Source organism: Microcoleus sp. B5-D4 (genome assembly GCF_036705145.1).
Lineage (GTDB): Bacteria > Cyanobacteriota > Cyanobacteriia > Cyanobacteriales > Microcoleaceae > Microcoleus.
On the sequence record NZ_JAUBTV010000053.1, the window covers coordinates 1 to 26,440 of the forward strand.

The following is a 26,440-nucleotide window of genomic DNA, read 5'->3' on the forward strand; positions in this document are numbered from 1 at the left end:
AATGACGAGCGGGCTACCTGTGTATTTTGTTTGTTTTGTCAAGTACAATTTATACCAAATTAGATGAGCTTACCCTGCCACAACACCTTGATGTAAACCGCTTCCTGCTACATCTATAGAACGTAGAAATCCTTGTTCAGCAGCGGTTTTTGCAAAACTTCTCGATGCCAAAGTGGTCAGCTTCACCCCGGCCGTCTCACCAATTTTTTTAAGCAAGTTAACTTGGCTTTTTAGTCGCTCCATATCCATACCAGCCCCCAGATTTTGGGCTGATATATTTTGATTTTTATCTAGGCAAGCAACAAAACTCTTGACTAGATCACCTTCTAGCACTTTTTCAACCTCCTGCCGGATATCTTCAACTGCTACATTTACAGCATCTTGCAGCTTGGTTTCTGCTTTCTCATAGTGCTTCTGCACATTCAGTTCAGCTTGTTTATTCAGGTTTTCAAATTTCTGCTCGCTACCTACTGCTGCGGCAAGAGTGTTGCCTTCGCTAGCAACTCCTGATGACATCTCTAGGGCTATATTTTTAACCTTGGTTCGCAGGCGATCACGCTCTTTACGCACTGTGCGAGATAACCGTGTCAGCACTTCAAAAAAAGCAGAATCTTCGCTAGAGTTGCGACTAAAGCTCAACTGAGCCTCATCAACGCAGCTTAGAGCAATTCGGACTGGTGTATCAAAACGAGCAAGGGAGCCACGACGCTCTACAAACTGATTGAGAGCATCAATAAAAGTTGAAAACCGGCTGATTTCCGTCAGAAAATCATCTTGGCCGTCCATGCCTTCACAGTAGTCTTTGGCATCGATAAAGCAGAGCGGAAATTCATCAATACTGTAAGGCTTCAGTGCCTCGGCAAGACTTGTGCGGTAGTTGGCAATCTTTTGCTCTTCTTCTCCTGCTTCATCAGACATTTTATTGATAACCAGCATCATTTTCCAGCGATAGCCTTTTTCATAGGCTAACTTCTTGAAATTCTCTGCTGTCAATGAGTCAAAGAGCATATAGGTGAGGCAAAAAACCAGCAAGTCTGATTTGTTAATGGCATCATAAGTAGTCTCATCGTGATCTTGGCGGTCTGTAAAAAGTCCAGGCGTATCAATTAGCTGGATGCCGTTCCAGTCATAATTGGTAGTTTTATCAGTAGCAATATCAGCATTAATGCGGATATCGCGCCGTCCTGTCATGCCAGAAATGATGGTTGATTTACCTGCACTGTACTGCCCCACAAAAGCTACTCCGAGAATCCCCTGATCTCGATACTCTTTTAATTCATCACGCACTTTTTTTCGGATAGCTGTTAGTTCGGGTGTGTTTCCCTGAGCCAGTAAGTTGTCAAAATTTACTAGCGTTTTCGTGAAATATCCAGCAACATCAGCAGCTTTAAATTTCGGGTGGTTCTGAGTCATGGTAGTTTAGTTTTTTTTGGGAAGATTCGAGATTGCTAAATGAAATATCCTCTTGAAGGATGTGTTTAATATCCTCTAGGGATTTTTTTAGTCGTTGAACTTTAGATTTTGTGACAATCTTCATGCTACGTCCGAAATCTCTTTCGACTCTAGCAATGGTGTGGTTGATGCACTTATCTGTTAGAGTTTCCTGTTGTTCAGTAGACCAGTCAATGATTCGCTTTGCATAAGCACGATTTAGATAATTTGCTGTCCCTGATAACTTCTTTTTTGCTTCTTCAAGCTGAGTCGCGATCGCTTCTAGCCCTGTAATCAATTCTTCAAAATAGATGTTGATGTTCGTGGTTACGGAATCAGAATACTTACCAAATTCCCTGTGAGCCTGCTGTAGAGTCTTTTGCCTCTGAGTGTTGAGCTGACTTTTTAATGAAGTTGAGATATTTATAACAGCCTCGCGTCGCTTTTCATCTTTGGATTTAAAAAGTCCTGTCATCATGCTAACAACAGTAGTTCCTATCCCTATAAAAATCCCAACAGGAGCGGCTACGAATAACGCTATAATAGTTCCTGCTATCCCTAGAATGCCTCCACCAATTCGCACAAAATCTCGAAAATTGTTTGAATCCTGCTCAGGAAAGTTGAAATCGCTACTACCAAGCTCAGATATTAGCTGTAATTCATTTCCTATTTCCTCCAGAACTTCCTGAACTTCCTTATTGAATTTTTTGCTAGTCTCTTCATAAGCTATCTTTAAGCGTTTCTCAAAGCGAAGTGCTTTTAACTTTGTTTCCCATCCCAGCTTCATGGCAACTTCGTTACAGTTCCAATGATCTTCTGCAAAAGATGGAACAGCTTCTATAGCCTCTTGAAAAATCCTCTCGATTTTTTGCAGTAAAGAGTCTTTAGCATCCTTAGCTGTTTTTCGGATGTCCTTTTGGATTCCCTCGCGCTCATTTTTCAGAGTTTCTGTCAATTTTTCATAGACTAAAGCTTGTTTATTTACCCACTTATAAGGCTTATCGATTTCGCCTACGGTAGAACCGAGCAAAGTTTGAGAGCGACGAATTACCCCATGATCAACGAGAGATAGACGGATTGAACCTAGAAACTTCTGCATCCGACTTGCCTGAAAAAGCTCCTGTTTCTTCTTTGCGTGTTCTGGTTCGCGGGAAAGCTGCGCCGCCAACAGCATCACAGGAACAATATCGAAATAGTCATTAGCATAATGCTCACGAGCGTAGCGACGGATACGTTCAATGTGCCCGCCTAGACCACTTTGACCATCCATTTCAAACAGTTTATCGGGGTTTTTTAAGAAATCCTCCAACCGATGAGAGTGGCGTAGGTTCTTCTTGACATTCAGTAGAATAATTAATGGCTTGGCTTTTTCCTTTAATAGCCGCAAGAAAGCAAACTCACTCTCTTGGATACTCTCATTTGTCACCACATAACAAATCACATCTGACTCGTCGATAATACTTTTAGCAATTTGTTCATCACTTTGGCCACCCGGAGCACCAATCCCAGGAGTATCAATGATGCGGATATTCTTCCACTCGTACACCCGATTAAACCGAGTTGTGCGCTGCTTTCCTACACCTATCGCATCCCATCCATCATCTGTAACTATGGCGTGAAGAGTGCTTTTGCCAGCCTTAGTCTTGCCCATAAATGTGATGCTGAAATGATTGAGAGCGCGTTCCTTGGCCCGAAGCGACTCGCGCACAATTTCCATTTCTTTGATAATTTCGGCACTTAGAGCATTTCTAGTATCCTCAAGTTGCTTGGCGACTTCCTTAGCAGTGGTAGCTTGACCTTTACCGCTTGTTTTATGTTTGATGTCTTCGATAGCCACTTGAATATTTGTTTCCAAGTTGGAAAGGGCTGATAGAGCTGTTAGAAGTGCCGATTTTGCAAATTTATAATCTTCATCAGCGATGACTGCACACTGACGAATCGCCTCATCATATTCTGGCCCAGTTAACAGGATTTCCCGGCGTATTTGCTCAACTTTTTGCTCACTCCCAGTGAGCTTTGCTACATTATCCACTAATGCGCGTGAAAGGAGAGAATCAGCCCCTGCAAGGAAACGCGCACCGATAGAGGGTTTCTGTTGTTGGTTGTGTTCGCCTATGAATCGGGTATCAGCGAAGGCTCCTGCTTCTACAAGCTGCCGCTGTACTTCTCCCGTTGGCCAGTTCCAAATCCGTGCTACTTGTTCCGCCATCTGGCGTTCTAATGCAGAACAGAAACCGTCAACATAGGCGATCGCCAACATTTGCGACATGGCCTCGCTTTGCTCACCGGGCGACACTTTTCGAGCTAAATCCTCTACAGAAAGCTGGTTTTCCTCTTGAGCTAGAATTTTTTCCATCTCAGCGAGAGTGCGTTGAGAAGCGCCGATCTGCGTTGCTAGTTCGCGTAGTGCTTTCGACTCTTCACTGTGAATCTGCTGATCCGCACAGACCATGTGTGTGACTAATAGGAATGGGTAGTCTAGGTGTGCGGTGGTTTTTGAGATTAGGTCAGACATTTTAACTTATTCACTATTTTGATTTATCACTGATAAAGGCAACACACCAGCCATCGTGCAAGGTGCTGGATTTAGTCTGATCTTCTTCCTTATCCAAAAAAATTAACCAATTATTTGTAATTTGCCCACCCCCCTTGTTGCTGGAGTCAAGCTGAATCGTAACCGATACGGTAGTATCAGATGCTACCATATCTAGAATTTTGGCGTTTCTAGGTGCAAAGAAAGATGATGCAAAATCTTGAGACTTACTACACCAGTAAGAAGTGCCACTATTTCCCTTGTTAACAATGTCATCTAAATATTGCTCCATAAACTTTGTAGCTGACTCTTTTACTGGATCGCTGGTTGGTGACGGCTGACTAGAGGAGGTAACGACCGTAGGTAATGGAGTTTGTTGAGCAATTGGTATTGCTTTAAAGCTTAGAGCTGCTAAGACAATAACTCCTCCTGCCAGCAAAATTTTTTGACTCTGTGGATTCTCCTGAAGATGATTTTTAGATATTTCTAATACTTCTTGAAACTTTTGCTGTTTCATTAACTGAATAACTTGAGTCAAAATTTCAGGTTTATTTGCAAATTTATCTGTTGATAATTTTTTTGAATCTGAACTAACCTCTGCCTTTAGCTCAAACTCTCGATTCCACGCCGGAAAATCCTCACCCGCCTGCTGCCCGTAAACCTTCACAGAAGCGATCGCCCCCGCCTTCAAATTCGTCAACTCCCTGCGGACAATCCTAACAGCCGCTTCCTCATCAGGAACCACATCCGACTCCAGCATCACTTGCAAACAACCGTCTTGCAAACTCGCAGTCGCCGTAATTCCCTTATTTTGCAACGGCAGATTTAACAAAGATGCGATCGCCTCCACATCCCCAAGCTTAGCCCGTTCCTTCAAACTAAGCTGATTTGACTCCGTATTTTCACTAGAACTTGCCCGCCCCTGTGTAACATCCGTAACAGGCAACTTTAGCCCCGCCACTTCCAACTCTTGACTCCACGCCGGCACCTTTGCGCCCGTCTGTCGCCCGTAAACCTTGACTTTCTCAATCGATGCAGCCCCCAAACCAGCGATCGACTTACTCACCCACGGGGCCAAGACTTGCTGACTAGGCGCTTCTGTGGCTTCCAGCATCACCTGTAAACAACCATCCTTAAGGGAAGCTGCGGCGGTGATGCCCTTGGCTTGTAGCTGGCGGTTCAGCAGAAGCGCGATCGCCTTTGCATCTCCCTGTTTCGCGAGTTCCAAAATATTCGGTTGTGTCATAACAGTTAGATACCAGTAGCGCTTAGCATAACCTTTTACTGTCTTAAGTATAAATTCTTTCCTAAATACCAAATCTTGTCAAGCCATATAAAGTCATATTTAGTAGTTTTTTCATCCCAACTAGGTCATAAAAAGTCACATTTAGTTGGTTGCTACTGAAAAAGTCATATTTAGTTGGGTTACAATCAGGTCAACCCCTTGCATCTGCCTGACCGATGGACGTTGAAGAAGCTTTAGAATTTGTAGACCGTCTAGCTTTGACTACTACGGGAAAACACTTAGATAGTCTGCAAAAAGCTATACTACGTGGCGCTTGGGACAATCAGAAATATAAAGAAATTGCACAGCATCACAAACGTTCAGAGAAATACGTTAAAGAGGTTGGCTTTAAATTATGGAAACTTCTATCAGTTGCATTAGAAGATGAAGAGGTTTGCAAAGCAAATATTAGAGAAAAATTACAAAATTGGCGATTTTCCAATATCTCATGTTTCGGGAAAGACTATATACAAATTGGTAGCGTCTCCGCTGAGACTTTGCACTCCCTAAAAATCTCACAACCTGAACCGCAAGACAAGGATAGATTTAACGAAAAAACAAGCAATTCCGAACCTGAAGTACATTTAGATTTAGCTGATGCACCAGAACCCAACCTATTCTATAACCGCACATCCGAACTCACCACCCTAGAAAACTGGATTTTGGGCCGCACCCGCCTCATCACCATTTTAGGCTTATCCGGTATTGGCAAAACCGCCCTTACACTCCAACTAATCCCACAAATTCAACACGAATTCGATCGCACTATCTGGCGAAGCCTCCGCAACTCCCCACCGCTGGCGTCACTCCAAACCGACTTAATTAAATTCTGTAGGGGCGGTGTCCCCGTGCCCGCCCCCTATCCCGAAGAAAGGGCAACCACGGGGGGATTGCCCCTACTAGAATATTTACGATCGCACCGCTGTCTCATCATCCTCGATGATATCCAAACAATCTTTAGCAGCCAACAACTCGCAGGAACTTACCAGCCAGGATATGAAAATTACGGCGCATTCTTCAAACAACTAACAGAATCATCCCACAACAGTTGCTTAATCCTGCTGAGTTGGGAAAAACCCAGAGAAATCGCCGCCTTAGAATGCGAAAACCGCCCCTGCAAATCTCTGCAACTCAAGGGTTTAGGCCCGGAAGCACAAGAAATCTTTAGAGAAAAAGGTTTAGGAGAACCGGAGAAATGGTCAGAACTAATCGACCTTTACCGAGGCAATCCATCCTGGTTAAATATAGTTGCAACTATGATTCAAGACTTATTCGGCGGTAGCGTTTCCGAATTCCTCTCCTATGATACCCTGTTCTTAGGTGACTTAGAATCTCTGCTGCACCAGCATTTCGATCGCCTAACCGCATCCGAACAACAGGCGATCGCATGGCTAGCCAATACCCCCGAACCTGCCGACATCTCAAAAATACCAGAAAACCTGCAATTATCACCGCCCGAACTCTTGAAAGTCATGCAATCTTTAGGACGACGGTCATTAGTTGAAACAGTCAAACAAAATGGGCGATCGCACTTTACGATCGCGCCAGTAATCAGAGAGTATATAACAAACAAAAAATGAAAATCGCCACCTGGAACGTCAACTCAATCCGCACCCGCCTAGAACACGTTACTAGCTGGTTGCAAACCAACTCCCCAGACGTTCTCTGCCTGCAAGAAACCAAAGTTCCAGACAAAGACTTCCCCCTAGAACCCTTTACAAACCTCGGCTATAACTGCTACATTTCCGGTCAAAAATCCTACAACGGCGTCGCCATTTTTAGCCGATCGCCCCTAACGAAAATCAGCACCGGATTTGCCCCCCTTCTCGGCGACGAAACCGCAGGTATTTTTGACGAACAAAAACGCCTAATAGCCGGGGTTATAGACGATATTTGCATTATTTGCGTATACGTTCCCAACGGTTCCGAAGTTGGCAGCGAGAAATATGAGTACAAACTAAAGTGGCTCAAACTGCTGCAAGAATACCTCAAAATAGCACTAGATAAATCCCCCAACTTGTGCATTTGCGGCGACTTCAACATCGTGCCGGACGATCGAGATATCCACAATCCCAAAGCCAATGCTAACTCCGTCGGCTTGTCTGTCGCCGAGCGCCTCGCACTAACAGAAATAATAGAATTAGGATTAAACGACCCCTTTCGCAAATTCACCACAGAAGGCGGCCATTATAGCTGGTGGGACTACCGCGCCGCCGCATTTCCACGCAACAACGGCTGGAGAATCGACCACCATTATCTCAGCCCTCCCCTGTACGAACAAGCAAAAAACTGTACAATAGATATTGCTCCCAGAAAATTAATCAAACCCAGCGACCACGCCCCCGTAATTGTCGAAATTTGATTTATAAGTTATAAGGTTAATAACAATTGACATCTTGCCCCATTCTCAATAAGCCTTCGATGGGCGGACAGGATGCCCACACCACAATAAAATTAACTCTTTGTGGAACAGGCATCTTCCCTACTATTGAGAAAAGTGCAATATGTAAGTAACAACCAACAACTAAAAATCATGTTCTTAGTAACCGGAGCAACAGGCGCACTAGGCCGCCGAATTGTACGAGAAATCAGACAGCAAGAGAAGCCTGTCCGCGCATTCGTTCGCCTCGCATCTCGCTACTCTGAACTAGAAAACCGAGGCGCCGAGATTTTTATCGGCGACTTAAAACAAGACAAAGATATTAAAAAAGCCTGCCAAGGAGTGCAGTACATCATCAGCAGCCACGGCACCGGCGGCGACGTTCAAGCAGTACACTACCGCGCTAACATAGAATTGATCGACTGCGCCAAAGAAGCCGGAGTGCAGCACTTTGTCTTTATTTCGGTACTGGGAGTCGATCGAGGATACGAAGATTCCGCAGTATTCAAAGCCAAGCGAGAAGTTGAAAAATACCTGCAAAACAGCGGATTGAATTATACAATCTTGCGGCCTGCCGGTTTTGCTTCCAGCTTGTTACCCCTAGCAGAAAGATTTCGAGAAACCGGACTTTACCTGCTGATTGGCGATGGCAAAAACCGCACCTCTGTTGTCAGTACCGACGACTTAGCTCATATTGCCGCAAACTCGGCAACAGTCGAAGGCGCCCGCAACCAAATTCTGCGAGTCGGTGGCCCGGATGTGCTGACAAGAGACGACATTCCCCGCATTTTTGGACGATTATTCAAGCGCGAACCGATAGTAATCAACCCGCCACTGATGGTGTTTGACGGTTTGAGAAATGCGTTGGGTTTATTGAATCCTCAAGCTCAAAAAGACTTAGGAACTTTGCGCGTATTGCTGGGTAACGAGTATTTCTGCACTCCCGAAGAAGTGCAAAACTTGGAATCAATCTACGGCATGAGAATGGAATCCTTAGAAAGCTTTCTGCGACGCAATTTGAGCGTTTAAAATGCTAGTTATTCTCGTTACCAGGCAGAGCCTGGTAATGAAGATTCGGAGGGTCTGCCTCCAAATCGTTGTCTCATTTTAATGGAGGCAGAGCCTCCTGATATGCGTTCCCAGGCAGAGCCTGGGGACGAGCAAAACGAGCAAATGTAGCGCCAAATCGCAACTGGAAACCATCTAAGCAGAAATAGGTACTGCTTGAGCACCAATATAGCTCGTAACTGCGATCGGCGGAGAAGTCGGCTTAGCAATCAAATAACCTTGAACAAAAGTTGCTCCCCGTTCCCGCACCCACTCAAACTCTTCCAAAGTTTCCACACCTTCAGCAATAGTTTTAATTTCTAATTGAGCGGCAATTTCTAACATCTTTTCAGTAATTAGTGCCTTATAATAATCTTGATGGACGTTGCGAATTAATTCCATATCCAACTTAATAAAATCAGGACGCAGTTGGTGCATCAAATTTAAATTAGAAGAACCGCTGCCAAAATCGTCCAGGGCAATTAAAAATCCCGCTTCTCGGTAAAACCTCAGAATATTAATCAAGTGATCCATATCAGGAGGGTGCTGAGATTCGGCTACTTCAAAAACAATATTGCTGTGAGGAATTCCCGCTTCATCAATAGCCTGTACTGTCCTTCGCAGACACGTAGCGGGATCGTAAACTGAAGTCGGAGAAAAATTAATAAAAAGTAGTTCTTTGATATCGTAAACATGGGCTTCGCGGATAGCGCGAGTCCGGGCTAAAACATCTAGTTGAAAAATTAGGCCTGCTGATTCTGCTTGGGCAAAAATCCGACCCGGATAAATTAAGTTTCCTTGTTCGTCAATTCCTCGGAGCAGGGCTTCATGGGCAAAAATTTTAGAAGTGTCTGAGGTATAAACAATGGGCTGAAAATGCGTAGTAATGCGTTCTTCGGACAATAAATCTAACAGCCAATCAGACTGGCTGAAGTTAATAAAAGAGTCTAAGGAAGTGCTGCGATAAAAATCGCTAAGTTTTGGCTGTTCAACTTCGCGCATCCACAAAACTTTAGTCTCTTTCAACTCTTGACTTGTCAGCACCGATGATGCTAGGGCGTTAAACTTTTCTTTTGCTATTCCGTCAAGCATAATGTACAAACACTTGCTCTCTTCTAACAGCCGGAATTCAAGTTCAGCCTTGGTTAGTGCAGAAATAACCTTGGTCAGCGTGTGCGATACTGGAAACCACAGGTATAGACCTCCCCTGCCCTCTATTTTGGCGGGTACTGTTTCGCAGCGAGAGCAGGAGCCGAAGGCTTTGCCACTTATTTGCATTGGAATATCCTCCGGTTTTCGGGTTAATTTTAGACCCGCTAAGAACTAGCTTTTATTATAAGCTCATTCAGCTATTAATTCATCTATCTCAAGATGTAAATCTTAATTAACTTGTATTTAAGAATTATTGCAGTATTTATACTTGCCTCCGGTTTCAAACCTTGCTCAAAGTTCTCAGCATTGAGTAAGTACCTGCGATCAAACACAGTCCCAAATCATCACAGAGGGAGAAGGCAAAGACTTGTTCTCTACTCTCTACTGCTGCTCTGATTGTTTACGTTTTATTCTATAATTCCGTCTGCCAAAACAGTCGCTAGAGTTGATTTTTTCGCAAAGGAAAATTAACCCGCCCGTGAAGCGCAGCTATCCCGTAGGGAATCGCCCGATCGACTAATTTATGCGTACCACAAATATACACACCCGGACGATCGCCCAAAACACACTCACTTGCGGGGGCAGATCCAATCTAATTTTATAATCTGGATGACAGGATTTGAAGCAGTTTTGGAGATACTCAGCTACTTAGAAGAGTCGGACTGAGCGAAGGATGAGCGGAAAGTGGAATATCCTAGAGGGTAATAAATTTGAAACCCGTTACCTGTGAAGAGTTAAAAGCAATCGGGATGACAGGATTTGAACCTGCGACCCCCTCGTCCCGAACGAGGTGCGCTACCAAGCTGCGCTACATCCCGAAATTAGTCACTAGATTTTAAGCTTATCACATTCAAGTAAAAATTTAGCAACCTCGTATATAATTATTTGTAAAACACTACTCAGGCGGAGACAGACGTGACAGTTAAGCCCCAGTGGTTGCGAGTTAAAGCCCCTCAGTGGGAGCGCGTCGGCAACGTCAAAGAAATTTTGCGGGATTTATCCCTGAATACGGTTTGCGAGGAGGCGTCGTGTCCGAACATCGGCGAATGCTTCAACGCAGGTACTGCGACATTTTTGATTATGGGCCCGGCTTGTACCCGCGCCTGTCCTTACTGCGACATCGATTTTGAGAAAAAGCCCCAACCTTTAGATCCCACAGAACCCCAAAGATTGGCGCAAGCAGTGCAGCGACTCAAACTCAACCACGTCGTGATTACCTCTGTCAACCGGGACGATTTGCCGGATGGGGGCGCGTCTCAGTTTGTCGAGTGCATTCAAGCAGTGCGATCGGCGATGCCCGATACAACTATAGAAGTTTTGATTCCCGACTTGTGTGGCAACTGGCAAGCTTTAGAAATTATTCTCGCAGCCCGCCCAGAGGTACTCAACCACAATACCGAAACCGTAAAGCGACTTTACCGCAAGGTGCGGCCGCAAGGAAAGTACGATCGCACCTTGGAACTATTGCAGCGAAGTCGCGAACTCGCACCTGGGGTTTACACCAAATCCGGCATCATGGTGGGACTCGGAGAAACAGACGCCGAAATTCGGGAGGCGATGCAGGACTTACGGGCTGTCGGCTGCGATATTTTAACAGTTGGACAGTACCTGCAACCGACTCAAAAGCACTTGAACGTCGAAAACTTTGTGCCTCCAGAACAGTTTGATGCTTGGAGAAAGTTTGGCGAATCTTTGGGATTCTTGCAAGTTGTCGCTTCTCCCTTAACTCGCAGTTCCTATCACGCCGAACAGGTGAGGGAACTGATGAAACTTTACCCCCGCTAGCAATTTTAATTTGAGTTGACTCGCGCCCATTGGTGACAAGTTAAGACTTAACTGCATTTGTCAATCAGTAATATTACTCAAAAAAAACTGCTTTTTTAGGAGTGGAAAATTTACGATTTGAGAGGGAGTAAATATAAATATCATGGGAGGCATGATTCCTCGATCGCCCAAATCTCAGTTTTATGCCCAAAATCCGAGTAAATGTTGAGCATAATTGCTGATTGACAATGCTTTCTTAGCTTAACTTGTTACCAATGACTCGCGCGCGTTAGCGAAGCCCTCGAAGAGGATCGCACCATTCTCACTAAAACCCGATCAACCGGGTAACAGCGAGGAAAAACTTGCGCTTTATATGCAGGCCCAGGGCAAAAAACCCGGTTTCAGATGCCGGTGTGCTGGGCCTGATGTTAAGCCCGAAGCAGCCGCCAATAGCAAAACAATTATCGGTCGATCGCCCCCTCAAACTCATGACTTACGCAAAAGACATCGAGAAACCCGGTTTTTGCGTCAGCCAATAACTCGGTACTGGGGACTCTAGCCACTCTGAAACCCATATTCTATAATGGATTAAACTCCCGCGCTCACGGCAGCGTATTTAATCCACAGCGCCGAGTTATATAAAGTTTTATTAAAAAAATGGCTAATTTTCCGAAGTGATCGGGAACCAGCTTATCGGTGATGAAGATTAACTTAACTTCTGACTAACGTCACTTGTTTCTAGCCAGTCACTATCTATACTAGCTACATAAACAAAGAAGTAAAGCACACTTTTCGGGCCTTCAACCTGTTACATCAGAAAGTTCTTAGCGTTTTCCAGAATCTTGGTAAAACAAGTGGGGCAGCAAAAGTTCGATCGAACAACAGCAGAAAAGTCAGAAAAGTTACTAAAGAAACACAAAGCGGTGATGCTTCGTCTTAACCAAATGGGCATCTTAATTATAAATAACCGCTAAGCGTAGCATCTTTTCACCGGAGCAACTGAGAAAATCACTATGCCAGCCACCTCTTTTTACGCTGAAGCTGAATTCGACGAACAACTGCAAGTCAATCCCTTGCAAGGTGATGTGTTGGATGAAGATGCTGAAGAAGCTGGAGACGAACTGCTCGACCAAGACCCAGCAGAGACAGAAGATGCAGACCCAGCAGCCAAATTGCAAAAAAATGCCAACCGTCGCACTACAGATTTAGTGCGCCTGTACCTCCAAGAAATAGGTCGGGTTCGTCTCTTGGGTAGAGACGAAGAAGTCTCGGAAGCTCAAAAAGTTCAGCGCTATATCAAATTGCTGGAATTACGCAACACCGTCGCCTCCCAGGAAGAAGGACTAATTGGACGCTTCGTGCATTTAATTGAAGTGCGCGATCGCTTGTCCGCACAATTGGGACATAAACCTTCCCTGGAACGCTGGGCATTAACCGCCGGTGTCGGTGACGTGCCAGAACTCAAGCGAATTATGTCCGAAGGCAAGCGCCAGTGGGCCGAGTTAGCAGAAATGACGGTGGAGGCGATCGAAAGAATTCAAGCTGAAGGCGTCGAAGCTAAAGACCACATGATTAAGGCGAACCTGCGCCTAGTGGTTTCGGTGGCGAAAAAATATCAAAATCGCGGTTTAGAATTGCTCGACTTAATACAAGAAGGTACTCTCGGACTGGAGCGAGCTGTAGAAAAGTTTGACCCGACGCGGGGCTATCGGTTTAGCACCTATGCCTACTGGTGGATTCGGCAGGGAATTACGCGGGCGATCGCCACTCAAAGCCGCACCATTCGCCTCCCCGTCCACATCACCGAAAAACTGAACAAAATCAAAAAAGCCCAGCGCAAAATTTCTCAAGAAAAAGGTCGGACAGCTACGATCGAAGACATCGCTGTCGAGTTGGACATGACAGCGCCCCAAGTCCGAGAAGTTTTGCTGCGAGTCCCCCGTTCGGTTTCTTTGGAAACTAAAGTGGGCAACGAAAAAGATACAGAGTTGGGCGACTTGCTCGAAACCGACAGCATCTCCCCAGAAGAAATGCTGATGCGAGAAGCTCTGCACCGCGACTTGCAGCAACTGCTGGCAGATTTGACCAGCCGCGAGCGAGATGTAATTCTGATGCGCTTTGGTTTGGGTGACGGACACCCCTATTCGCTGGCAGAAATCGGTCGTGCCCTCGACTTGTCCCGCGAGCGTGTCCGCCAAATTGAAGCCAAAGCTTTGCAAAAACTCCGCCAACCTAAGCGTCGCAACCGCGTCCGCGACTATCTGGAGTCTTTGACTTAAATTGGGACGGTCAGTCAGCGCGATTAATCAGGGAGCAAGGCATCTGGCACTTGTGCAGAAGGCATGAGGCATTCGGCAGAAGTAACAATATTTACTTCTCAACCACTTCTCTGTCCTCTGCTGCAAGTCAATCGATTTTAGATTTTAGATTTTAGATTAAAGAATTGAAGTATTGACCCCACGGATGAATCCGGGGGCTTGTATCCTGGATGCTTTCATATCGTTTCCGGTTGTATCGGAATGATTTAACCGCAGAGGGCGCAGAGAACGCAGAGGGAGAGAATACAGAGATGAATAATTCCGATGCTACCGGATTTGAGATCACTCATAAAACTGGTTAAAAGTCAAACAATATCAAAAACCAAATTTTTTCCTCAACCTTTTTTCAATAAGCTGCGATATTTGCAAAATATCTCGATCGTTGTGTATTATTGTCAATAGGCAGACTTTCTTGAGAGGGTCACTATGGCACTTTATACCGCGTCCTCATTCAAATCCGAACTCAATGACAAAGGCTGGCGGATGACTCCCCAACGGGAAACCATCTTGCACGTGTTTCAGAACCTCCCCAAAGGCAATCACCTGAGTGCCGAGGATTTGTACACTTTGTTAAAAAATCGCGGCGAAAACATTAGCTTGTCCACCATTTACCGAACTTTAAAGTTAATGGCAAGGATGAGCCTCCTCCGCGAACTCGAACTAGCAGAAGGTCACAAACACTATGAAATAAACCAGCCTTACCCGCATCACCACCACCACCTAGTCTGCGTTCAGTGCAACAGAACGATCGAATTTAACAACGATTCGATTTTGAAAATTGGCATGAAGCAAGCTGAAAAGTCTGGGTTGCACCTGCTAGACTGCCAGCTAACCATTCATACGGTGTGCCACGAAGCTTTGCGGATGGGATGGCCGTCTTTGGTTTCTAGCAATTGGTCTTGTCCCAGGTCGATCGCCCAGAACGGCAGCACCGCACCGGATTCAATCGAGTGACCTTACACTATTTTCGCATTTCAAGTACGACTTGTTACAAGTTTTAACAAAAATCGGTAGCCCAAGTGCGATCAGAGTTACGCAGAAACCGGGTTTCTTAAGAAAAATACATCATTTCAGGAGTCAGGAACTCAGGGCTAAAGCCACTGAGCTTGTAAGAAATTACAAGCTATTCTGACCAGCTTAAGTCTTAACTGACTACGTTATTTGAGTCACGACACCGGCGAATGCGAAGCTAGTTTTCCGCTCTGTCATCTGCAATTAAACAGTCTTAAAGTCACTGAGAAAGTGTTGCAGGTTTAAAAAGCTCTTATAACCTTGGCGAAGCTAACATTACCCGAAAGGGACTCGGAGACAACCATATCTCCATAGAGGGGCAACCATACCCCTCTAACCCCGCAAGGGGATTCAAGGCGATTGAAATCGCCGTGTCGTTTTCCACGAGCGGGCTGAAGCCACTGAGTTTCCCACTTACCGAGTATTTTTTATGAGTCGGAAACAAGAAACCCGATTTCTTTGATGTAGCGTCCGCAAGCCAGGGGCTAAAAAGTTTGGCTCAACAAATCGTCGCTGCTAACCCCGTAGCTGCGCTGAGCTCGATCGAGGGCGTCTCTCGTCGAACCATCAAAAACTCCGCTGATCGAGCCTGTGTAAAAGCCGAGGTCTTGCAGCCGCCTTTGTAATTGCTGAATGCTCGATCGAGAGTTGAAACTGCTGCTAATTGGAACAGCAGGAACAGCTAGCCGCCCAGCTAATCCGTTTTGGAGCGCAGCCAAAGTCGCCGGAGTGGCAATACCCGTCGCCGGTGACAAATTGCGTTCCTGCTGAAACGACAGCACCGCAAACTCGGTCTCGGCTCCAAATACTCCGTTCACCGGGCCGGGGTTTTTGCCCAGACTTCTGAGCGCAGACTGAAGTTGTCGGACAGCAGGCCCAGTATCGCCCCGTCGCAGACCAGCGGCAATTTGCGGCAGAGGCGCTGCTGCCTGCCTGTTGCCTTGCCGCAAAGCCGATCGAGTGCTGCGATCGACCCTTCCAGTCCCGAACAGCCCGCTATCTCTCTGAAAGCGGATCAAAGCTGCTTGAGTTGGTCGATCGAACCAACCGTGAATCTGGCTCCTGTAATAACCCAATTCTTGCAGCCGCCGCTGCACAAATTCTACTTGTCGGCCTCTGTCGCCCAACTCCAGAAAATCTCCGGCATTACTCTGTTGGTCATCTTCCTCAGTCCACGAGGTAATTTCAGCTTGCCTCATCTGGGCATCGATAGCAGTCAAAGTAGCAGTGTCAGCGCAGCCGTCAGAAACGAGATTGTAATCTTGCTGAAAACGAGTCACAGCGTAGAGAGTGCGTTCGCGAAACTTGCCGTCAACGCCGCCTTCAAAATAGCCCAAAGCTTTTAATTGCCGCTGGATCAAGTCTACCGTCGCCCCTCTGTCCCCAAACCGCAGCCCCTTGCAACCGCCATTTCCCGAAATATTCCCTGGAAGCGTCACGGGGGGAACCGGCCGGGTGGAACCAAACAGCAAAGCTAAAGTTTGTCTATCGGCAACTCCAGTTACCCGCAGTCGATTAATTCGCTGGAAGTATCTAACCGCATTTTGAGTAACTTCGCGAAAACTCCCTGTGGGATGGGCGCTGAAGTAGCCTAGCTGCTGCAACCTGCGCTGGAGTGCCGAAACATCTGCACCCGCGTCTCCAAAACGCAGCTCCCGATAATTTGTATAGTATGTTGTCAAAGAGGTATTAAAAGGTCGATCGTCATCCCCGGCAAAACTGTTGAGTGCTATCACAGTAGCTCGATCGGGCCTACCAGTCAGCGACAGTTGATAGTCTCGCTGAAAGTTAGTCAGCGCCTGTTTAGTAACCGGGCCGAGTTGACCTGTCGATGATCTGGGAAAATAACCGAGTTCCCGCAACCTGTCTTGAATCGCTCGCACATTGGGATATCCCGGATCTATTTGAGCAAAAGCCGCACCGGCTGCACTCAAAACCGACAGCATCAAAGCCAGAGACAGCAAACGGACGTAAGTCTGACTCGATAGGTTTTGCCAATTGGGCTCATCAAAAATTTTCGACTCTGCGGGTGCTTCGCAAACAAGAGCAAGTTCGAGGTAAGCAAGGGATTCCATAATTTTTTAGTGTGAAATTGTGGGTGGGTTGTGTGAGCAAACTGCCAAAAATGATTTTTGGCACGCTTGGCTTGGATTCTATCAACGCTAAGTTCTACCTGGAAAGCGCGAAGCACCCGTTTTTCTAAAAAATTTACCGTCAATAATAATTACAGGTAACAACTAAGATAGCATCGCTGCTTCTAGAGACGCGAGACTCAGCAAAAAAGTTTGCAGGCATAATCTTAGCCTTTAATGCCAAAAGACAATAAGGATCGCGAATTAAATAATTTACACTCTTGAAAGTGGGATGGGCGTCCCGCCCGTCCAGAAAGGGCGGGCGGGACGCCCATCCCACAAGAACCATCACGCATTCTAAGTTATTTAATTCTCATTCCTAAGTTCTGGGGTAGTGCTGGCTAATATTTTATCGGGCTGCCGCAGAAATTACCACAAGACTTGGGCGCAGGTTGTCATCACCTTAATTTCTTGTCTGGTAAAGAGTCTGAAATCGCAGGTTTTTTGTTAAGAAACGCGGCTTCTTCATGTGGCGAGTGCGTCTAGGAAAGTACCGCTGATTAACCAAAAAACTAGCCACTAAAAATCCCCACTTTTGCTAGTTGCAAATAGAACGGGGATTTTTTGATAAGCTCACATCTTGCATCATTCTTAAGAACAGGCAAGATGCCTGTTCCACAAAGAGTGAATTTTCTTGTGGAATAGGCTTCTTGCCTGTTCATAAAAAGCTTAGTGAGAATGGTGTAACATCTCGTAAGTTGACTGTGTATTAAAAAATCGACGATCGCTTAAATTAAGCCGAACCGATCGCAAATTACAGCTACTCCCGCTGCAAAAATAGTAATTGCGATGGCTACTAGCGGGTTTTGGCCTCTGCTCACCGCAAAAGAGGTAACGACCCCAGCTCCCAAAGCTGCAGTAACAGCAGCAGTCGCCAAATCTCGATCGGGACGTTTGTCGTACATATTTTTTATTGTTGGTAGCTGTTAAGCTGAAAACTTACATCTTGTTATCCAAGCTACCATTCTTGCCTCTGCGCCAGTGACAACAGCCTGGGTTTTGCAACTAACCTTAAAATTTTGCTAATTTTCTTAACATACTCTCCTGAACAACATAAGTTTTACTTATGTTTGTTCAAGTTTTTCTGTTGACTTTTAGCTATTGAAACCTTTTGTCTGCTGGGCTTTTATGTCAAATTCAGGATTTTGCAGGGGGCGATCGCACCCGCAGTCTCAGCGCATAAAACTGCCATCTCAAATATCGTAAATAAATTTAACTTGACTTTGTGTTACAAATGTGTATATCGCTATGGGCAACAATAGACAGGAAAAAACCCGGCGTTGGTGAACAATTTTCACACTGCGATTGCTTCGCTGCCCTCACAATGAGATGAGTATATAGCGGTTCTCAAGGGTTGTGAGGTATGGGGGCGAGTCCGATGCCCGATGCCCTGTTTGGCCAATGCCCTGTTTGGCCAATGCCGGATGCCCGATGCCCTATGAGCACCTCATGTTACTGAGAAAGGCTATATTTTTTGTCTAATTACTATCTAAGTTTTATTCGCCCTCAATTCTTTCAGTATTGCCGCCTTTGACCCAACCTTCGCGATTGCCATCCTCAATCCGAATTCGCTGCCACTCTTTGTCGGGCGACTCTTCCAAAACTACGACTCTTTCCTTGTAACCAACACCGCCAATGCGGTTCGAGTCTCGGCTACCAGTATCCCGGAGAATTAAGCCGATCGGCTGAGTCACCATCGCGCGGTAAGCTCCCGGTTCCAGCGGTTTGGGAGACGGGGCATCGCTAGATGTAGAAACAGGGCTAGCCTGGGCTGTTGACTTCGGCGCAGCGCCCGCAACCTGAACTGCTGTTTTGTCGTTGGAAAAAACAGGTTTTTCGGGGATAGTAGTTAGCTTAGCCGCAAAGTAAAGTGCAGCCGCCACGCTAGCACCTGCCATCAGGACGATCGCTAGCAGAAAACCCACTAAAAATTTGAAAACGCTATATACACTGTTCATAAAACCGCAAATGAAGGAAGTTCGGCAACGGATTGTGTAACGGATGTAACGGATGTCAGGCAGAAGGCAGAAGGAAGAAGGAAGAAAGTTGATTGTTGAGTGTTGACTGCTGAATGTTGAGTAAAATCTGGTAGCTGCCAACTGACAACTGGCTACTAACTACTGACTACTGACTTCAAAAGCTTAACCTTGAATCCGGCGGCTCAGACTGCCGTATCTAGAAGCAAGGCGAGCTTTCCCGGCAGCGGCCCAATCTTGGAGAAACTGGATTTGTTCTTGAGCTGTTCTTGCTAAGGGCACCATCTGACTAGCTGATTCTAAAATATCATCTGTCGTAAAGTCTCGATTTTGGCTAAACCCAATGTGCATGGCTTCAATCAAAGTTTGCTCGATTTCAGCCCCTGAAAAATCGGGAGTTTCGTAAGCCAAGCGCTCTAAATCGTAATTTTTGATGCTGTGCGATCGCAACCGCAACAAATGTACCTCAAAAATCGCCCGCCGTTCCTCCTGGCTGGGCAAACCCACAAAAAATATTTCGTCAAACCTGCCTTTTCTCAGCATTTCTGGCGGCAAAGACTGGATGTTGTTGGCTGTTGCTACCACAAACACCGGCGAAGTTTTTTCTGCCAACCAAGTAATAAAAGTCCCGAACACCCGGCTGGTTGTCCCGGAATCCCCTTTACCGTCCAATCCCGCAAAAGCTTTGTCAATCTCGTCAATCCACAGCACGCAGGGGGCCAAAGCTTCGGCTAGCTGAATCATTTGCCTGGTGCGGGATTCCGATTCTCCGACTAATCCGGCAAACAAACGCCCGACATCCAAGCGAAGTAAAGGCAAATGCCAGTGGTGGGCGATCGCCTTTGCTGTTAAGGATTTTCCGGTTCCTTGAATTCCGACTAACAATAAACCTCTGGGATGCGGCAAACCGTATTGGCGGGCTCGATCGGAAAAAGCACCGCCGCGCCGCAGCAGCCATTCTTTGAGATTGTCCAAACCGCCGATATCGGAGATATTTTCGCGGGCTGGGTAAAAATCCAGAATTTGAGTTTGGCGAATTGTTTGGCGCTTTTCTTCTAAAATCAGTTCCGCGTCGTCGGAATGGAGTTCGCCTCTGGTGGCGATCGCCTTTGCCAAAACTCGGCGGATTCGTTCGATCGACAGCCCTTGACAGGAGCGCACCATTTCATCCAGCAAACGCCCTTCAATCGCTTGTCCGGTAGCCCCTAACAGTCTTTCCACCTCAATTTTGATTTCCGCCGCCGCAGGCAGGGGAAACTCCAAAACAGTCATCACTTCGCTGAGGTCTTCTGGGATCGAAACTATAGGAGATACGATGACAATATTTTTGGGTACAGATTTGAGGAGTCTCGCCAAATTCCGCAGTTTGCGGGAAATCGAGACATCTTCCAAAAACCGCTGAAAGTCGCGCAGAATAAAAATTGCCGGCGCGGTGGCGGGTAATTTTTCGAGAAATTCCAAAGCTTGCAGCGGATTGCGCTTGCCAAAACCGGTATCGTTGGGATTGCCTTGGTAGCCATCAACAAAATCCCAGATGTAGACAGCGCGAGAACCCTGTTTTTTGGCGCATTGGGCGATCGCCGATTCTACGCGCTCTTCTTCCCGTGTGGGAATGTAAATCAGGGGGTAGCGCGATCGCAGCAGTAGTTCAAACTCGTCGCTAAAAATAGTCATTAGTCAGTTGTCAGTGGTTAGTTGTTAGTTGTTAGTTGTCAGTGGTTATTTGTTATTTGTTCTTTGTTATTTCTTATTAGCTAATGCCAACTGCCCACTGCCAACTGCCCACTGCCAACTGACTAAGGCAATTGCCGTTTAAGTGCTTCCAGAGACGCCCAGCGACTGTCTGAGATTGTTTCTGAGCTTTCTGTATTTGCATCATCAGTTAAAGAAATTCCCGGACATTCAGTATCGCATATCTGTTTGTGCGGCAGTTCCAAACACATTTGCTCGTACACCCAATCGCCCGGAGAGAAATAGCCACCTGGGGACAAATTTTCCACCAAATCTTCTAAAGCAACTTCTATTTCTGCTGAACTGGAATCTGTTTGATTTGCTGTTTCTTCGAGCCAGATTAGTTCCGAGGAGTTAAGTGCCAAACGATGATTGTATTGTTTCAAGCATCTGTGGCAGGTGAGAGTAACTATTGTTTCTGCTTTGGCCTTCACCTCAAGATAATTCCCCTGGTGAGTCACTTGCAGTCGCCCTCGCACCGGAGTAAGAGTTTCTAAATCGGGGATAAATTCTTCAAAATCAATGACCTCTTTCCGCTCAGTTTTTGTGAGTAGATGAGGGATATAAATTCTCTCCATAATCTTTTGCCTTCCTACTTCTTGAATTCAAAGGTCAAAAGGAATAGTTAATTTTTAACTTCTTCCTTCTTCCTTCTTCCTTCTTCCTGATTTACCGTCAGCGCAGCCGCACTACCAAACGCCGATCGGGTTCTTGTCCTTGACTGTAAGTTTCTATATCCTCACATTCGCTCAAAAAGCTGTGGACTTGACGGCGTTCTGCCGAAGACAGCGATTTGAGTTCAAATTCAACTCCCGTCGATCGGGCTTGATCTGCTGCGTACTCTGCCATCGAGCGCAATTCCTCTTGGCGGCGGATGCGATAGCCATTTAGTTCAACTGTATAAGGAATTGACTCCTCTACTTCCTGACCTATATTCTGAACCGTATTACAGAGGTACTGAATGGCATCTATTACATTACCGTTTGGCCCGACTAAGATTGCAACTTGTTCTTTAGTCAGATTGCTTTCATCTATTGTCATCCAATAGCAATCTTCTCGTTGTTCGCATACCACTTTGGAAGGAATTGCGGACAGTTGTAGCAATTCTTCTAACCATGCCTGTCCGCGCTGCATTTGAGAGTCTTTCATTGTTGTTAAAATCAAGCCTTTTTCTTAGAACGCTTGGGTTCAAATGGAAGTGCATCTAATCCTTGTTCTTTTTGGGTTTTCGCCTCTGCTTCGTCCACTATTTTTTGCAGGTTTTCTGGCAGCGGTTCTCGCGACAAAATAAACGATTGAACTGTTTGGAAGATGTTAGCAATCAGCATATACATCAACACGCCTGCGGGCAGCGGGAAGAACAAAAACATCCCTGAAAATATGACTGGCGTCAGTTTGTTGACTGTAGCCTGTTGGGGGTTGTCGTTTGGCCCTTGTGCTTGTCCTGAAAGGGTTTGGTTGATATACAAACTGATGCCGAAGCCCAGGATCATTACCAAAATATCCCAGTGGATTGTACCGTCTGAGTCGATCGCGCCAACGCGACCTAGAGCTTCAATAAACAGGAATCCTTTGTTACTAGCCAATCCGGGGATTGTGCCTTGAACTGTGGCTTCACCGGGCGCTAATGCCGTGATGTTTCCCTGTTCATCTACCTTTATCAGATCTTCGCCTTTGATGACTTTCCAGCCGGGTTCAAATTCGATTTCGCTCTTATTTTCAGCAGCTAAAACTTTGAGAGGTTTGCCCTCTGGGGTTTGAAAATTAATCTTGGTTGTGTCGCCGACTGCGAGTTTGTCGCCGCCTGGAATTACGCCCACAACAGGAGCATGAAAAGTACCTGTGACGTAAATATTTTGGGGCGGTGTAGCAAAAGCTTGCGGTTGAACAGTTTCGATTTGCTCTTTGGGCAAAACTTGAACGTTGACGCTGTAATTTATGTCAGAAAACGGCGAACCCCTGAGCGTTGCAAACAGTGCAAACAGCACTGGCATTTGCAGCACCAAGGGGAAGCATCCTGCTAGAGGATTACCAAATTCTTTGTATACTTTGCTCATTTCCTCCTGCTGTTTGGCAGGATTGTCTTTATAGAGTTTTTGAATTTGATCTACTCGCTCTTTCATCAATGGCTGCGCTACTTTCATGCGCCGCATATTGCGAAGAGAGCCTGCGTTGAGAGGATAAAGAGCAAAGCGAATCACGAGCGTCAGTGCTACGATCGCTAAACCGTAGCTTGGCACGATCCCGTAGAAAAAATCTAGGATCGGGAGCATGAGGTTGTTGGAGAGAAACGAGATACCGAAATCCATTCGCTTTGAGTTAATTTAGGTGCTCTATGTTTGCTGTTGAGAACTATTTTTACCCGCTGAAGGCGAGCCGCCTCATTTTTCAGGGTTTTGTCTCTATCTTAGGACATTGCCCGTCGATCGACCGCCCGGTCTGCGGGTTTGTTTTAATGAGTTTGCTAATACTCGCACTCACTTTACCCTGATTTGAGGGCGAAGCGGTTCGCTTATTTAGCTTGGGCCGCGTTTGCTTTTTGAGCGGCTATGGGCAGTTTTTCGTTAATGTAGTCATACATTGCTCGAAATTTCGGCATAGCTCTGAGTTCCAAGCGACTGCCATTTTTCATGGTGAGCACCATGTCTCCGTAAGTCCCGAAACCGCGAGGTACTGTGACGATTTTGACTATATCTGAGTAGATAACGTCTGTCTGTTCGCCCCCCATCCAACCGCTAGTTACGGACACTCGGCGGCTCGTGATCCGATACCGCAGCCACAGAGCCCGGACAATTGCTCCTACTGCTAGGGGGATTCCCACCACAGTCAGCCCCAGGAGTAAATTGAGGATCAAGTCTCCGGGCGCGGGGCCGCCTTCATAATATACTTCCTCTCGAATTCCCATCTAGTACCTCGGCTTCTACCAACAACTGCTCTAATTCTTGCAGAATTTCTGCATAATTGCACTCTTGTGCGATCGGACGCACGACAATTACTAAATCCCACCCGAATTTTAATCGGGGCAATAGCTGTCGCAAAGCTGCCCGAATCTGACGCTTAATCCGGTTGCGAACTACAGCGCGTTTGCTGACTTTCAGGCTGATGGAAATGCCTGTGCGAGTCGGCTGCAAGGATTTCTCGGCTGTCGGTTTGCTTAATTCGACGCTTTTTGGTTTACGCAGAGCTCTTAAGCTGAAATGAGCCGAGTTACGGCGCATTCCCTTGCGGTATACGGCGTTGAAGTCTTTTCGGTGCTTAAGTCGGTTTGTATCGGGCAACATGGCGTAGGGCGATCGTTGAGGCTTCTCAACCTGGATGCAGTGCTAGACTGCGAGGCGGTGGCGACCTTTGCTGCGGCGAGCTTTGATTACCAATCGACCGGTTGCGGTACGCATTCTGGCGCGAAAACCGGATGTTCTTTTTCTTTTGCGGCTGGTTCCGTGCAGGGTTTGCTGTGTCATTTTGATTTCTCCCGGCTTGTTACTTTACTTTTGATTAATATTCACAATCTTCTAGTATACCATAGAGTTGTTTTGTTGGCAATAATGTTTTTATGGGTTGATATGTATTGAGAGTAAGAGTGAAGTTGCGATCGCAGTTAAAGTAGAGTTATCAGCTCGCTGTAGTTTTAAAGCTCATTGTCGTTCTCAACTAAATTTCAGCTTTAGACCTTGAAAAATTTTAATAAGCTGCAATGCCATACACGCCCAAGCTTGACTTATCTAAGTACGATCTGCTCTCTGCAAAGGAGAAGCTCTTTTCGTTTGTTTGCGAAAAAGCAAAGTCTTGGGGCCAGGATCCCAATGCAGAATGTGTCCTTCTCTCCCCCAAGCAATCCCATGATATTGGTCTCGATCGATTATGGCGTGTTATGTGGGAGTCAGGTTCATATAATTGGGGCTTTTATCTCTCTTGTGGTGGTGTTACGTTCGTCAAATATGATGGAAATTGGGATACTTCTGAACCTGAGATTATTCTTGGCGAGCCAGATGGTTGGTATCTAGAACCCCATTATACTTTTGATGTTGGCTTCGTTCCACATACTACTTATGCAGACTTTGAGGACGACCAATCAAATACAATTATCACGATCGCTAATTTTATTTCTGAACAATTAATGCGTGAGATTGCTCGTCATCCCAAGATTTTACAAACGATCGAGAGGCGGCGCTTTGAAGAATTCATTGCTGAATTGTTTCACGGTTTTGGGTACGATGTTGAGTTAACTGGGCAGACACGAGATGGTGGCAAGGACATAATTGCAGTCAAAAATGTTGATTCGATCAATCTGCGGTATCTAATTGAATGTAAGCGCCCAGATCCAGGAAATCCCGTGACTGTTTCTACTGTTCGTGAACTGTTGGGGGTAAAGGCTGACAACTCAGCAACTAAAGCTCTTCTTGTTACTACCACTGACTTTACGAAAGACGCAAGATCGCTCATTGAACGTCATCGCTGGCATCTAGAAGGCAAAATCTATAATGATATTATTGCGTGGATTAACAACTACAATCGCATAAAGGGTATTGAATTGTAGCAACCGCGACATAACAACCGCGCTGCACCGGAACGTCCTAATATCGATACCTTGCGATCGCAGCATTTCCTCTAAGCGTTCTACACGTTGCTGGACTTGCTCCTTCGCCAGTCGCTCTTGCTCCTTCGCCAGTCGCTCTTGCTCTGTGCGTTGTCTTTCCCGCTCTGTTGTATGCCGGAGTCTGTCAGCCAAATGCGCCAAATGCGCGTGTCTCTATCGCGGCGGACTAGGCCTGTTTCTTCCATGCGATCGATCGCGCCTGTCAGCCTCCCGCCTACCTGTTGCAGTTTGTCGCCAATGCTGGAAGTCGGCAAACCGTCTTCTTGCCACAAGCCCAAAGGGTGCAAGTCGGTTTTTTGGCGATCAACTGCTACGCTAAAACCGGGAATCCGCCCTCTGCCGGATATGTTAACAATTCTTATTGTTCTTAAACTAGAAAGAGTAAATCTAGTTCGCGATCGGAATTTATGTTGCTTCCACCCGACCAACGCACCAAGTTAGACGACACCGACGACAATTTGTTCTATTCCAATCCCCGGTTTGTAACGCACGTAGACGATGGATTTATTCAGCAACTAACCGATTTATATCGGGAACGGCTGAAACCGAATACTCGGATTTTTGATATGATGAGCAGTTGGGTTTCTCACTTGCCCGACGAGATGCAATTTGCCCATGTTGAAGGGCACGGCATGAATGAAGACGAGTTGGCAAAGAATCGCAGACTGAATCATTATTTTGTGCAGAATTTGAACGCAAATCCCAAATTGCCACTGCCGGATTCAGAGTTTGACGCGGTTGTCAACTGCGTTTCGGTACAGTATTTGCAGCACCCGGATGCGGTTTTTGCCGAGATTCACCGGATTTTAAAGCCTGGTGGCGTAGCAATTATGAGCTTTTCCAACCGGATGTTTTATCAAAAGGCGATCGTGGCTTGGCGGGAAGGTTCTGAGGGCGATCGGGTAGAATTAGTCAAGGGTTACTTTGATTCTGTCAAAGGAGCGAACATACCCGGGTTTAGCAAGCCGGAAGTAATTGTTCGCAAGGCTAACTTGCCGAGTTTTATGCAAATGCTGCGAATAGGAAGCGGCGATCCATTTTATGCGGTAGTTGCTTACCGCCAAAGTTAGGATATTTTGGGCA

22 protein-coding genes, 1 tRNA gene and 1 pseudogene are annotated in these 26,440 nt (G+C 46.1%); 8 read left to right on the top strand and 16 right to left on the bottom strand.

Going from position 1 to position 26,440, the window contains the following annotated elements; genetic code table 11:
- Nucleotides 1-69: 69 nt before the first annotated feature.
- The 3 genes from QUB10_RS22045 to QUB10_RS22055 form a co-directional block, all read right to left on the bottom strand.
- Nucleotides 70-1,287 (bottom strand): GTPase, encoded by a 1,218-nt coding sequence (locus QUB10_RS22045; RefSeq protein ID WP_333205422.1) that lies wholly within the window; start codon nt 1,285-1,287, stop codon nt 70-72.
- 100 nt (nt 1,288-1,387) lie between these two features.
- Nucleotides 1,388-3,946 (bottom strand): GTPase, encoded by a 2,559-nt coding sequence (locus QUB10_RS22050; RefSeq protein ID WP_333205423.1) that lies wholly within the window; start codon nt 3,944-3,946, stop codon nt 1,388-1,390.
- Between the two features lie 13 nt (nt 3,947-3,959).
- Nucleotides 3,960-5,210 carry a hypothetical protein gene (locus tag QUB10_RS22055; RefSeq protein ID WP_333205424.1) on the bottom strand — a complete coding sequence of 417 codons (1,251 nt, stop codon included), beginning with the start codon at nt 5,208-5,210 and terminating at the stop codon, nt 3,960-3,962.
- A 215-nt stretch (nt 5,211-5,425) separates the two neighbouring features.
- Here QUB10_RS22055 and QUB10_RS22060 point away from each other — a divergent pair, with 215 nt between their 5' ends.
- From QUB10_RS22060 to QUB10_RS22070, 3 genes are all read left to right on the top strand, one after another.
- Complete coding sequence (locus QUB10_RS22060; protein ID WP_333205425.1) at nt 5,426-6,829, top strand: NB-ARC domain-containing protein; 1,404 nt, start codon at nt 5,426-5,428, stop codon at nt 6,827-6,829.
- The gene (xth, locus tag QUB10_RS22065; protein WP_333205426.1) at nt 6,826-7,611 is read left to right on the top strand and encodes an exodeoxyribonuclease III; all 786 of its coding nucleotides are present in this window, start codon (nt 6,826-6,828) and stop codon (nt 7,609-7,611) included. The genes QUB10_RS22060 and xth overlap by 4 nt, the downstream gene beginning before the upstream one ends.
- Before the next feature lie 171 nt (nt 7,612-7,782).
- A complete protein-coding gene (locus QUB10_RS22070; protein ID WP_333205427.1) occupies nt 7,783-8,658 on the top strand; it encodes an SDR family oxidoreductase in 876 nt (291 codons plus the stop codon).
- A gap of 174 nt (nt 8,659-8,832) precedes the next feature.
- On the opposite strand, the gene QUB10_RS22075 is transcribed toward QUB10_RS22070, so the two are convergent.
- The gene (locus tag QUB10_RS22075; RefSeq protein WP_333205428.1) at nt 8,833-9,954 is read right to left on the bottom strand and encodes an EAL domain-containing protein; all 1,122 of its coding nucleotides are present in this window, start codon (nt 9,952-9,954) and stop codon (nt 8,833-8,835) included.
- A gap of 618 nt (nt 9,955-10,572) precedes the next feature.
- Nucleotides 10,573-10,646 (bottom strand) — tRNA-Pro (locus QUB10_RS22080).
- Between the two features lie 91 nt (nt 10,647-10,737).
- Here QUB10_RS22080 and lipA point away from each other — a divergent pair.
- The 3 genes and pseudogenes from lipA to QUB10_RS22095 all read left to right on the top strand — a co-directional run.
- Nucleotides 10,738-11,613, top strand: a pseudogene (gene lipA / locus QUB10_RS22085) (lipoyl synthase); the annotation flags it as partial.
- A 992-nt stretch (nt 11,614-12,605) separates the two neighbouring features.
- Entirely contained in the window at nt 12,606-13,871 is a 1,266-nt protein-coding gene (gene sigC, locus QUB10_RS22090) for an RNA polymerase sigma factor SigC (RefSeq protein ID WP_333205429.1), read from the top strand.
- A 465-nt stretch (nt 13,872-14,336) separates the two neighbouring features.
- Entirely contained in the window at nt 14,337-14,864 is a 528-nt protein-coding gene (locus tag QUB10_RS22095; protein WP_332943884.1) for a transcriptional repressor, read from the top strand.
- Between the two features lie 542 nt (nt 14,865-15,406).
- Here QUB10_RS22095 and QUB10_RS22100 read toward each other — a convergent pair.
- The 10 genes from QUB10_RS22100 to rpmH all read right to left on the bottom strand — a co-directional run bounded on the left by QUB10_RS22100 (nt 15,407) and on the right by rpmH (nt 24,221).
- Nucleotides 15,407-16,996 (bottom strand): peptidoglycan-binding protein, encoded by a 1,590-nt coding sequence (locus QUB10_RS22100; RefSeq protein ID WP_333205430.1) that lies wholly within the window; start codon nt 16,994-16,996, stop codon nt 15,407-15,409.
- Nucleotides 16,997-17,781: 785 nt separating this feature from the next.
- Complete coding sequence (locus tag QUB10_RS22105; RefSeq protein ID WP_242724391.1) at nt 17,782-17,958, bottom strand: hypothetical protein; 177 nt, start codon at nt 17,956-17,958, stop codon at nt 17,782-17,784.
- Nucleotides 17,959-18,549: 591 nt separating this feature from the next.
- Entirely contained in the window at nt 18,550-19,011 is a 462-nt protein-coding gene (locus QUB10_RS22110; protein WP_333205431.1) for an SH3 domain-containing protein, read from the bottom strand.
- A 183-nt stretch (nt 19,012-19,194) separates the two neighbouring features.
- On the bottom strand, nt 19,195-20,703 hold the full coding sequence (locus QUB10_RS22115) for an AAA family ATPase (RefSeq protein WP_333205432.1): 1,509 nt from the start codon (nt 20,701-20,703) through the stop codon (nt 19,195-19,197).
- A gap of 122 nt (nt 20,704-20,825) precedes the next feature.
- Entirely contained in the window at nt 20,826-21,338 is a 513-nt protein-coding gene (locus tag QUB10_RS22120) for a YceD family protein (RefSeq protein WP_333205433.1), read from the bottom strand.
- A 97-nt stretch (nt 21,339-21,435) separates the two neighbouring features.
- Nucleotides 21,436-21,909 (bottom strand): R3H domain-containing nucleic acid-binding protein, encoded by a 474-nt coding sequence (locus QUB10_RS22125; protein WP_333205434.1) that lies wholly within the window; start codon nt 21,907-21,909, stop codon nt 21,436-21,438.
- A gap of 11 nt (nt 21,910-21,920) precedes the next feature.
- A complete protein-coding gene (gene yidC, locus QUB10_RS22130) occupies nt 21,921-23,069 on the bottom strand; it encodes a membrane protein insertase YidC (RefSeq protein ID WP_333205435.1) in 1,149 nt (382 codons plus the stop codon).
- Between the two features lie 203 nt (nt 23,070-23,272).
- Complete coding sequence (locus QUB10_RS22135) at nt 23,273-23,665, bottom strand: PH domain-containing protein (RefSeq protein WP_333106065.1); 393 nt, start codon at nt 23,663-23,665, stop codon at nt 23,273-23,275.
- On the bottom strand, nt 23,637-24,041 hold the full coding sequence (gene rnpA, locus QUB10_RS22140) for a ribonuclease P protein component (RefSeq protein WP_333205436.1): 405 nt from the start codon (nt 24,039-24,041) through the stop codon (nt 23,637-23,639). Before rnpA ends, QUB10_RS22135 begins: the two co-directional genes overlap by 29 nt.
- 42 nt (nt 24,042-24,083) lie before the next feature.
- Nucleotides 24,084-24,221, bottom strand: a complete 138-nt coding sequence (gene rpmH / locus QUB10_RS22145) for a 50S ribosomal protein L34 (protein WP_006632320.1) — start codon at nt 24,219-24,221, stop codon at nt 24,084-24,086.
- A gap of 233 nt (nt 24,222-24,454) precedes the next feature.
- Here rpmH and QUB10_RS22150 point away from each other — a divergent pair, with 233 nt between their 5' ends.
- Complete coding sequence (locus QUB10_RS22150; RefSeq protein ID WP_333205437.1) at nt 24,455-25,297, top strand: restriction endonuclease; 843 nt, start codon at nt 24,455-24,457, stop codon at nt 25,295-25,297.
- An 80-nt stretch (nt 25,298-25,377) separates the two neighbouring features.
- Here the strand turns inward: QUB10_RS22150 and QUB10_RS22155 are convergent, their stop codons facing one another.
- Nucleotides 25,378-25,644: a hypothetical protein gene (locus tag QUB10_RS22155; RefSeq protein WP_333205438.1), complete on the bottom strand. Its 267-nt coding sequence runs from the start codon at nt 25,642-25,644 to the stop codon at nt 25,378-25,380.
- A 120-nt stretch (nt 25,645-25,764) separates the two neighbouring features.
- Here QUB10_RS22155 and QUB10_RS22160 point away from each other — a divergent pair, with 120 nt between their 5' ends.
- Entirely contained in the window at nt 25,765-26,427 is a 663-nt protein-coding gene (locus tag QUB10_RS22160) for a class I SAM-dependent methyltransferase (protein ID WP_333205439.1), read from the top strand.
- Nucleotides 26,428-26,440 lie beyond the last annotated feature (13 nt).

Bases quoted from the DNA above. Each gene is read 5' to 3' on its own strand.
- QUB10_RS22050 (WP_333205423.1), bottom strand. From the start codon at position 3,946: ATGTCTGACCTAATCTCAAAAACCACCGCACACCTAGACTACCCATTC.
- QUB10_RS22110 (WP_333205431.1), bottom strand. From the start codon at position 19,011: ATGAACAGTGTATATAGCGTTTTCAAATTTTTAGTGGGTTTTCTGCTA.
- QUB10_RS22060 (WP_333205425.1), top strand. From the start codon at position 5,426: ATGGACGTTGAAGAAGCTTTAGAATTTGTAGACCGTCTAGCTTTGACT.
- QUB10_RS22135 (WP_333106065.1), bottom strand. From the start codon at position 23,665: ATGGGAATTCGAGAGGAAGTATATTATGAAGGCGGCCCCGCGCCCGGA.
- sigC (WP_333205429.1), top strand. From the start codon at position 12,606: ATGCCAGCCACCTCTTTTTACGCTGAAGCTGAATTCGACGAACAACTG.
- QUB10_RS22120 (WP_333205433.1), bottom strand. From the start codon at position 21,338: ATGGAGAGAATTTATATCCCTCATCTACTCACAAAAACTGAGCGGAAA.
- QUB10_RS22075 (WP_333205428.1), bottom strand. From the start codon at position 9,954: ATGCAAATAAGTGGCAAAGCCTTCGGCTCCTGCTCTCGCTGCGAAACA.
- QUB10_RS22115 (WP_333205432.1), bottom strand. From the start codon at position 20,703: ATGACTATTTTTAGCGACGAGTTTGAACTACTGCTGCGATCGCGCTAC.
- QUB10_RS22100 (WP_333205430.1), bottom strand. From the start codon at position 16,996: ATGGAATCCCTTGCTTACCTCGAACTTGCTCTTGTTTGCGAAGCACCC.
- QUB10_RS22105 (WP_242724391.1), bottom strand. From the start codon at position 17,958: ATGTACGACAAACGTCCCGATCGAGATTTGGCGACTGCTGCTGTTACT.
- QUB10_RS22070 (WP_333205427.1), top strand. From the start codon at position 7,783: ATGTTCTTAGTAACCGGAGCAACAGGCGCACTAGGCCGCCGAATTGTA.
- rnpA (WP_333205436.1), bottom strand. From the start codon at position 24,041: ATGTTGCCCGATACAAACCGACTTAAGCACCGAAAAGACTTCAACGCC.
- QUB10_RS22055 (WP_333205424.1), bottom strand. From the start codon at position 5,210: ATGACACAACCGAATATTTTGGAACTCGCGAAACAGGGAGATGCAAAG.
- rpmH (WP_006632320.1), bottom strand. From the start codon at position 24,221: ATGACACAGCAAACCCTGCACGGAACCAGCCGCAAAAGAAAAAGAACA.
- QUB10_RS22095 (WP_332943884.1), top strand. From the start codon at position 14,337: ATGGCACTTTATACCGCGTCCTCATTCAAATCCGAACTCAATGACAAA.
- QUB10_RS22160 (WP_333205439.1), top strand. From the start codon at position 25,765: ATGTTGCTTCCACCCGACCAACGCACCAAGTTAGACGACACCGACGAC.
- QUB10_RS22150 (WP_333205437.1), top strand. From the start codon at position 24,455: ATGCCATACACGCCCAAGCTTGACTTATCTAAGTACGATCTGCTCTCT.
- yidC (WP_333205435.1), bottom strand. From the start codon at position 23,069: ATGGATTTCGGTATCTCGTTTCTCTCCAACAACCTCATGCTCCCGATC.
- xth (WP_333205426.1), top strand. From the start codon at position 6,826: ATGAAAATCGCCACCTGGAACGTCAACTCAATCCGCACCCGCCTAGAA.
- QUB10_RS22125 (WP_333205434.1), bottom strand. From the start codon at position 21,909: ATGAAAGACTCTCAAATGCAGCGCGGACAGGCATGGTTAGAAGAATTG.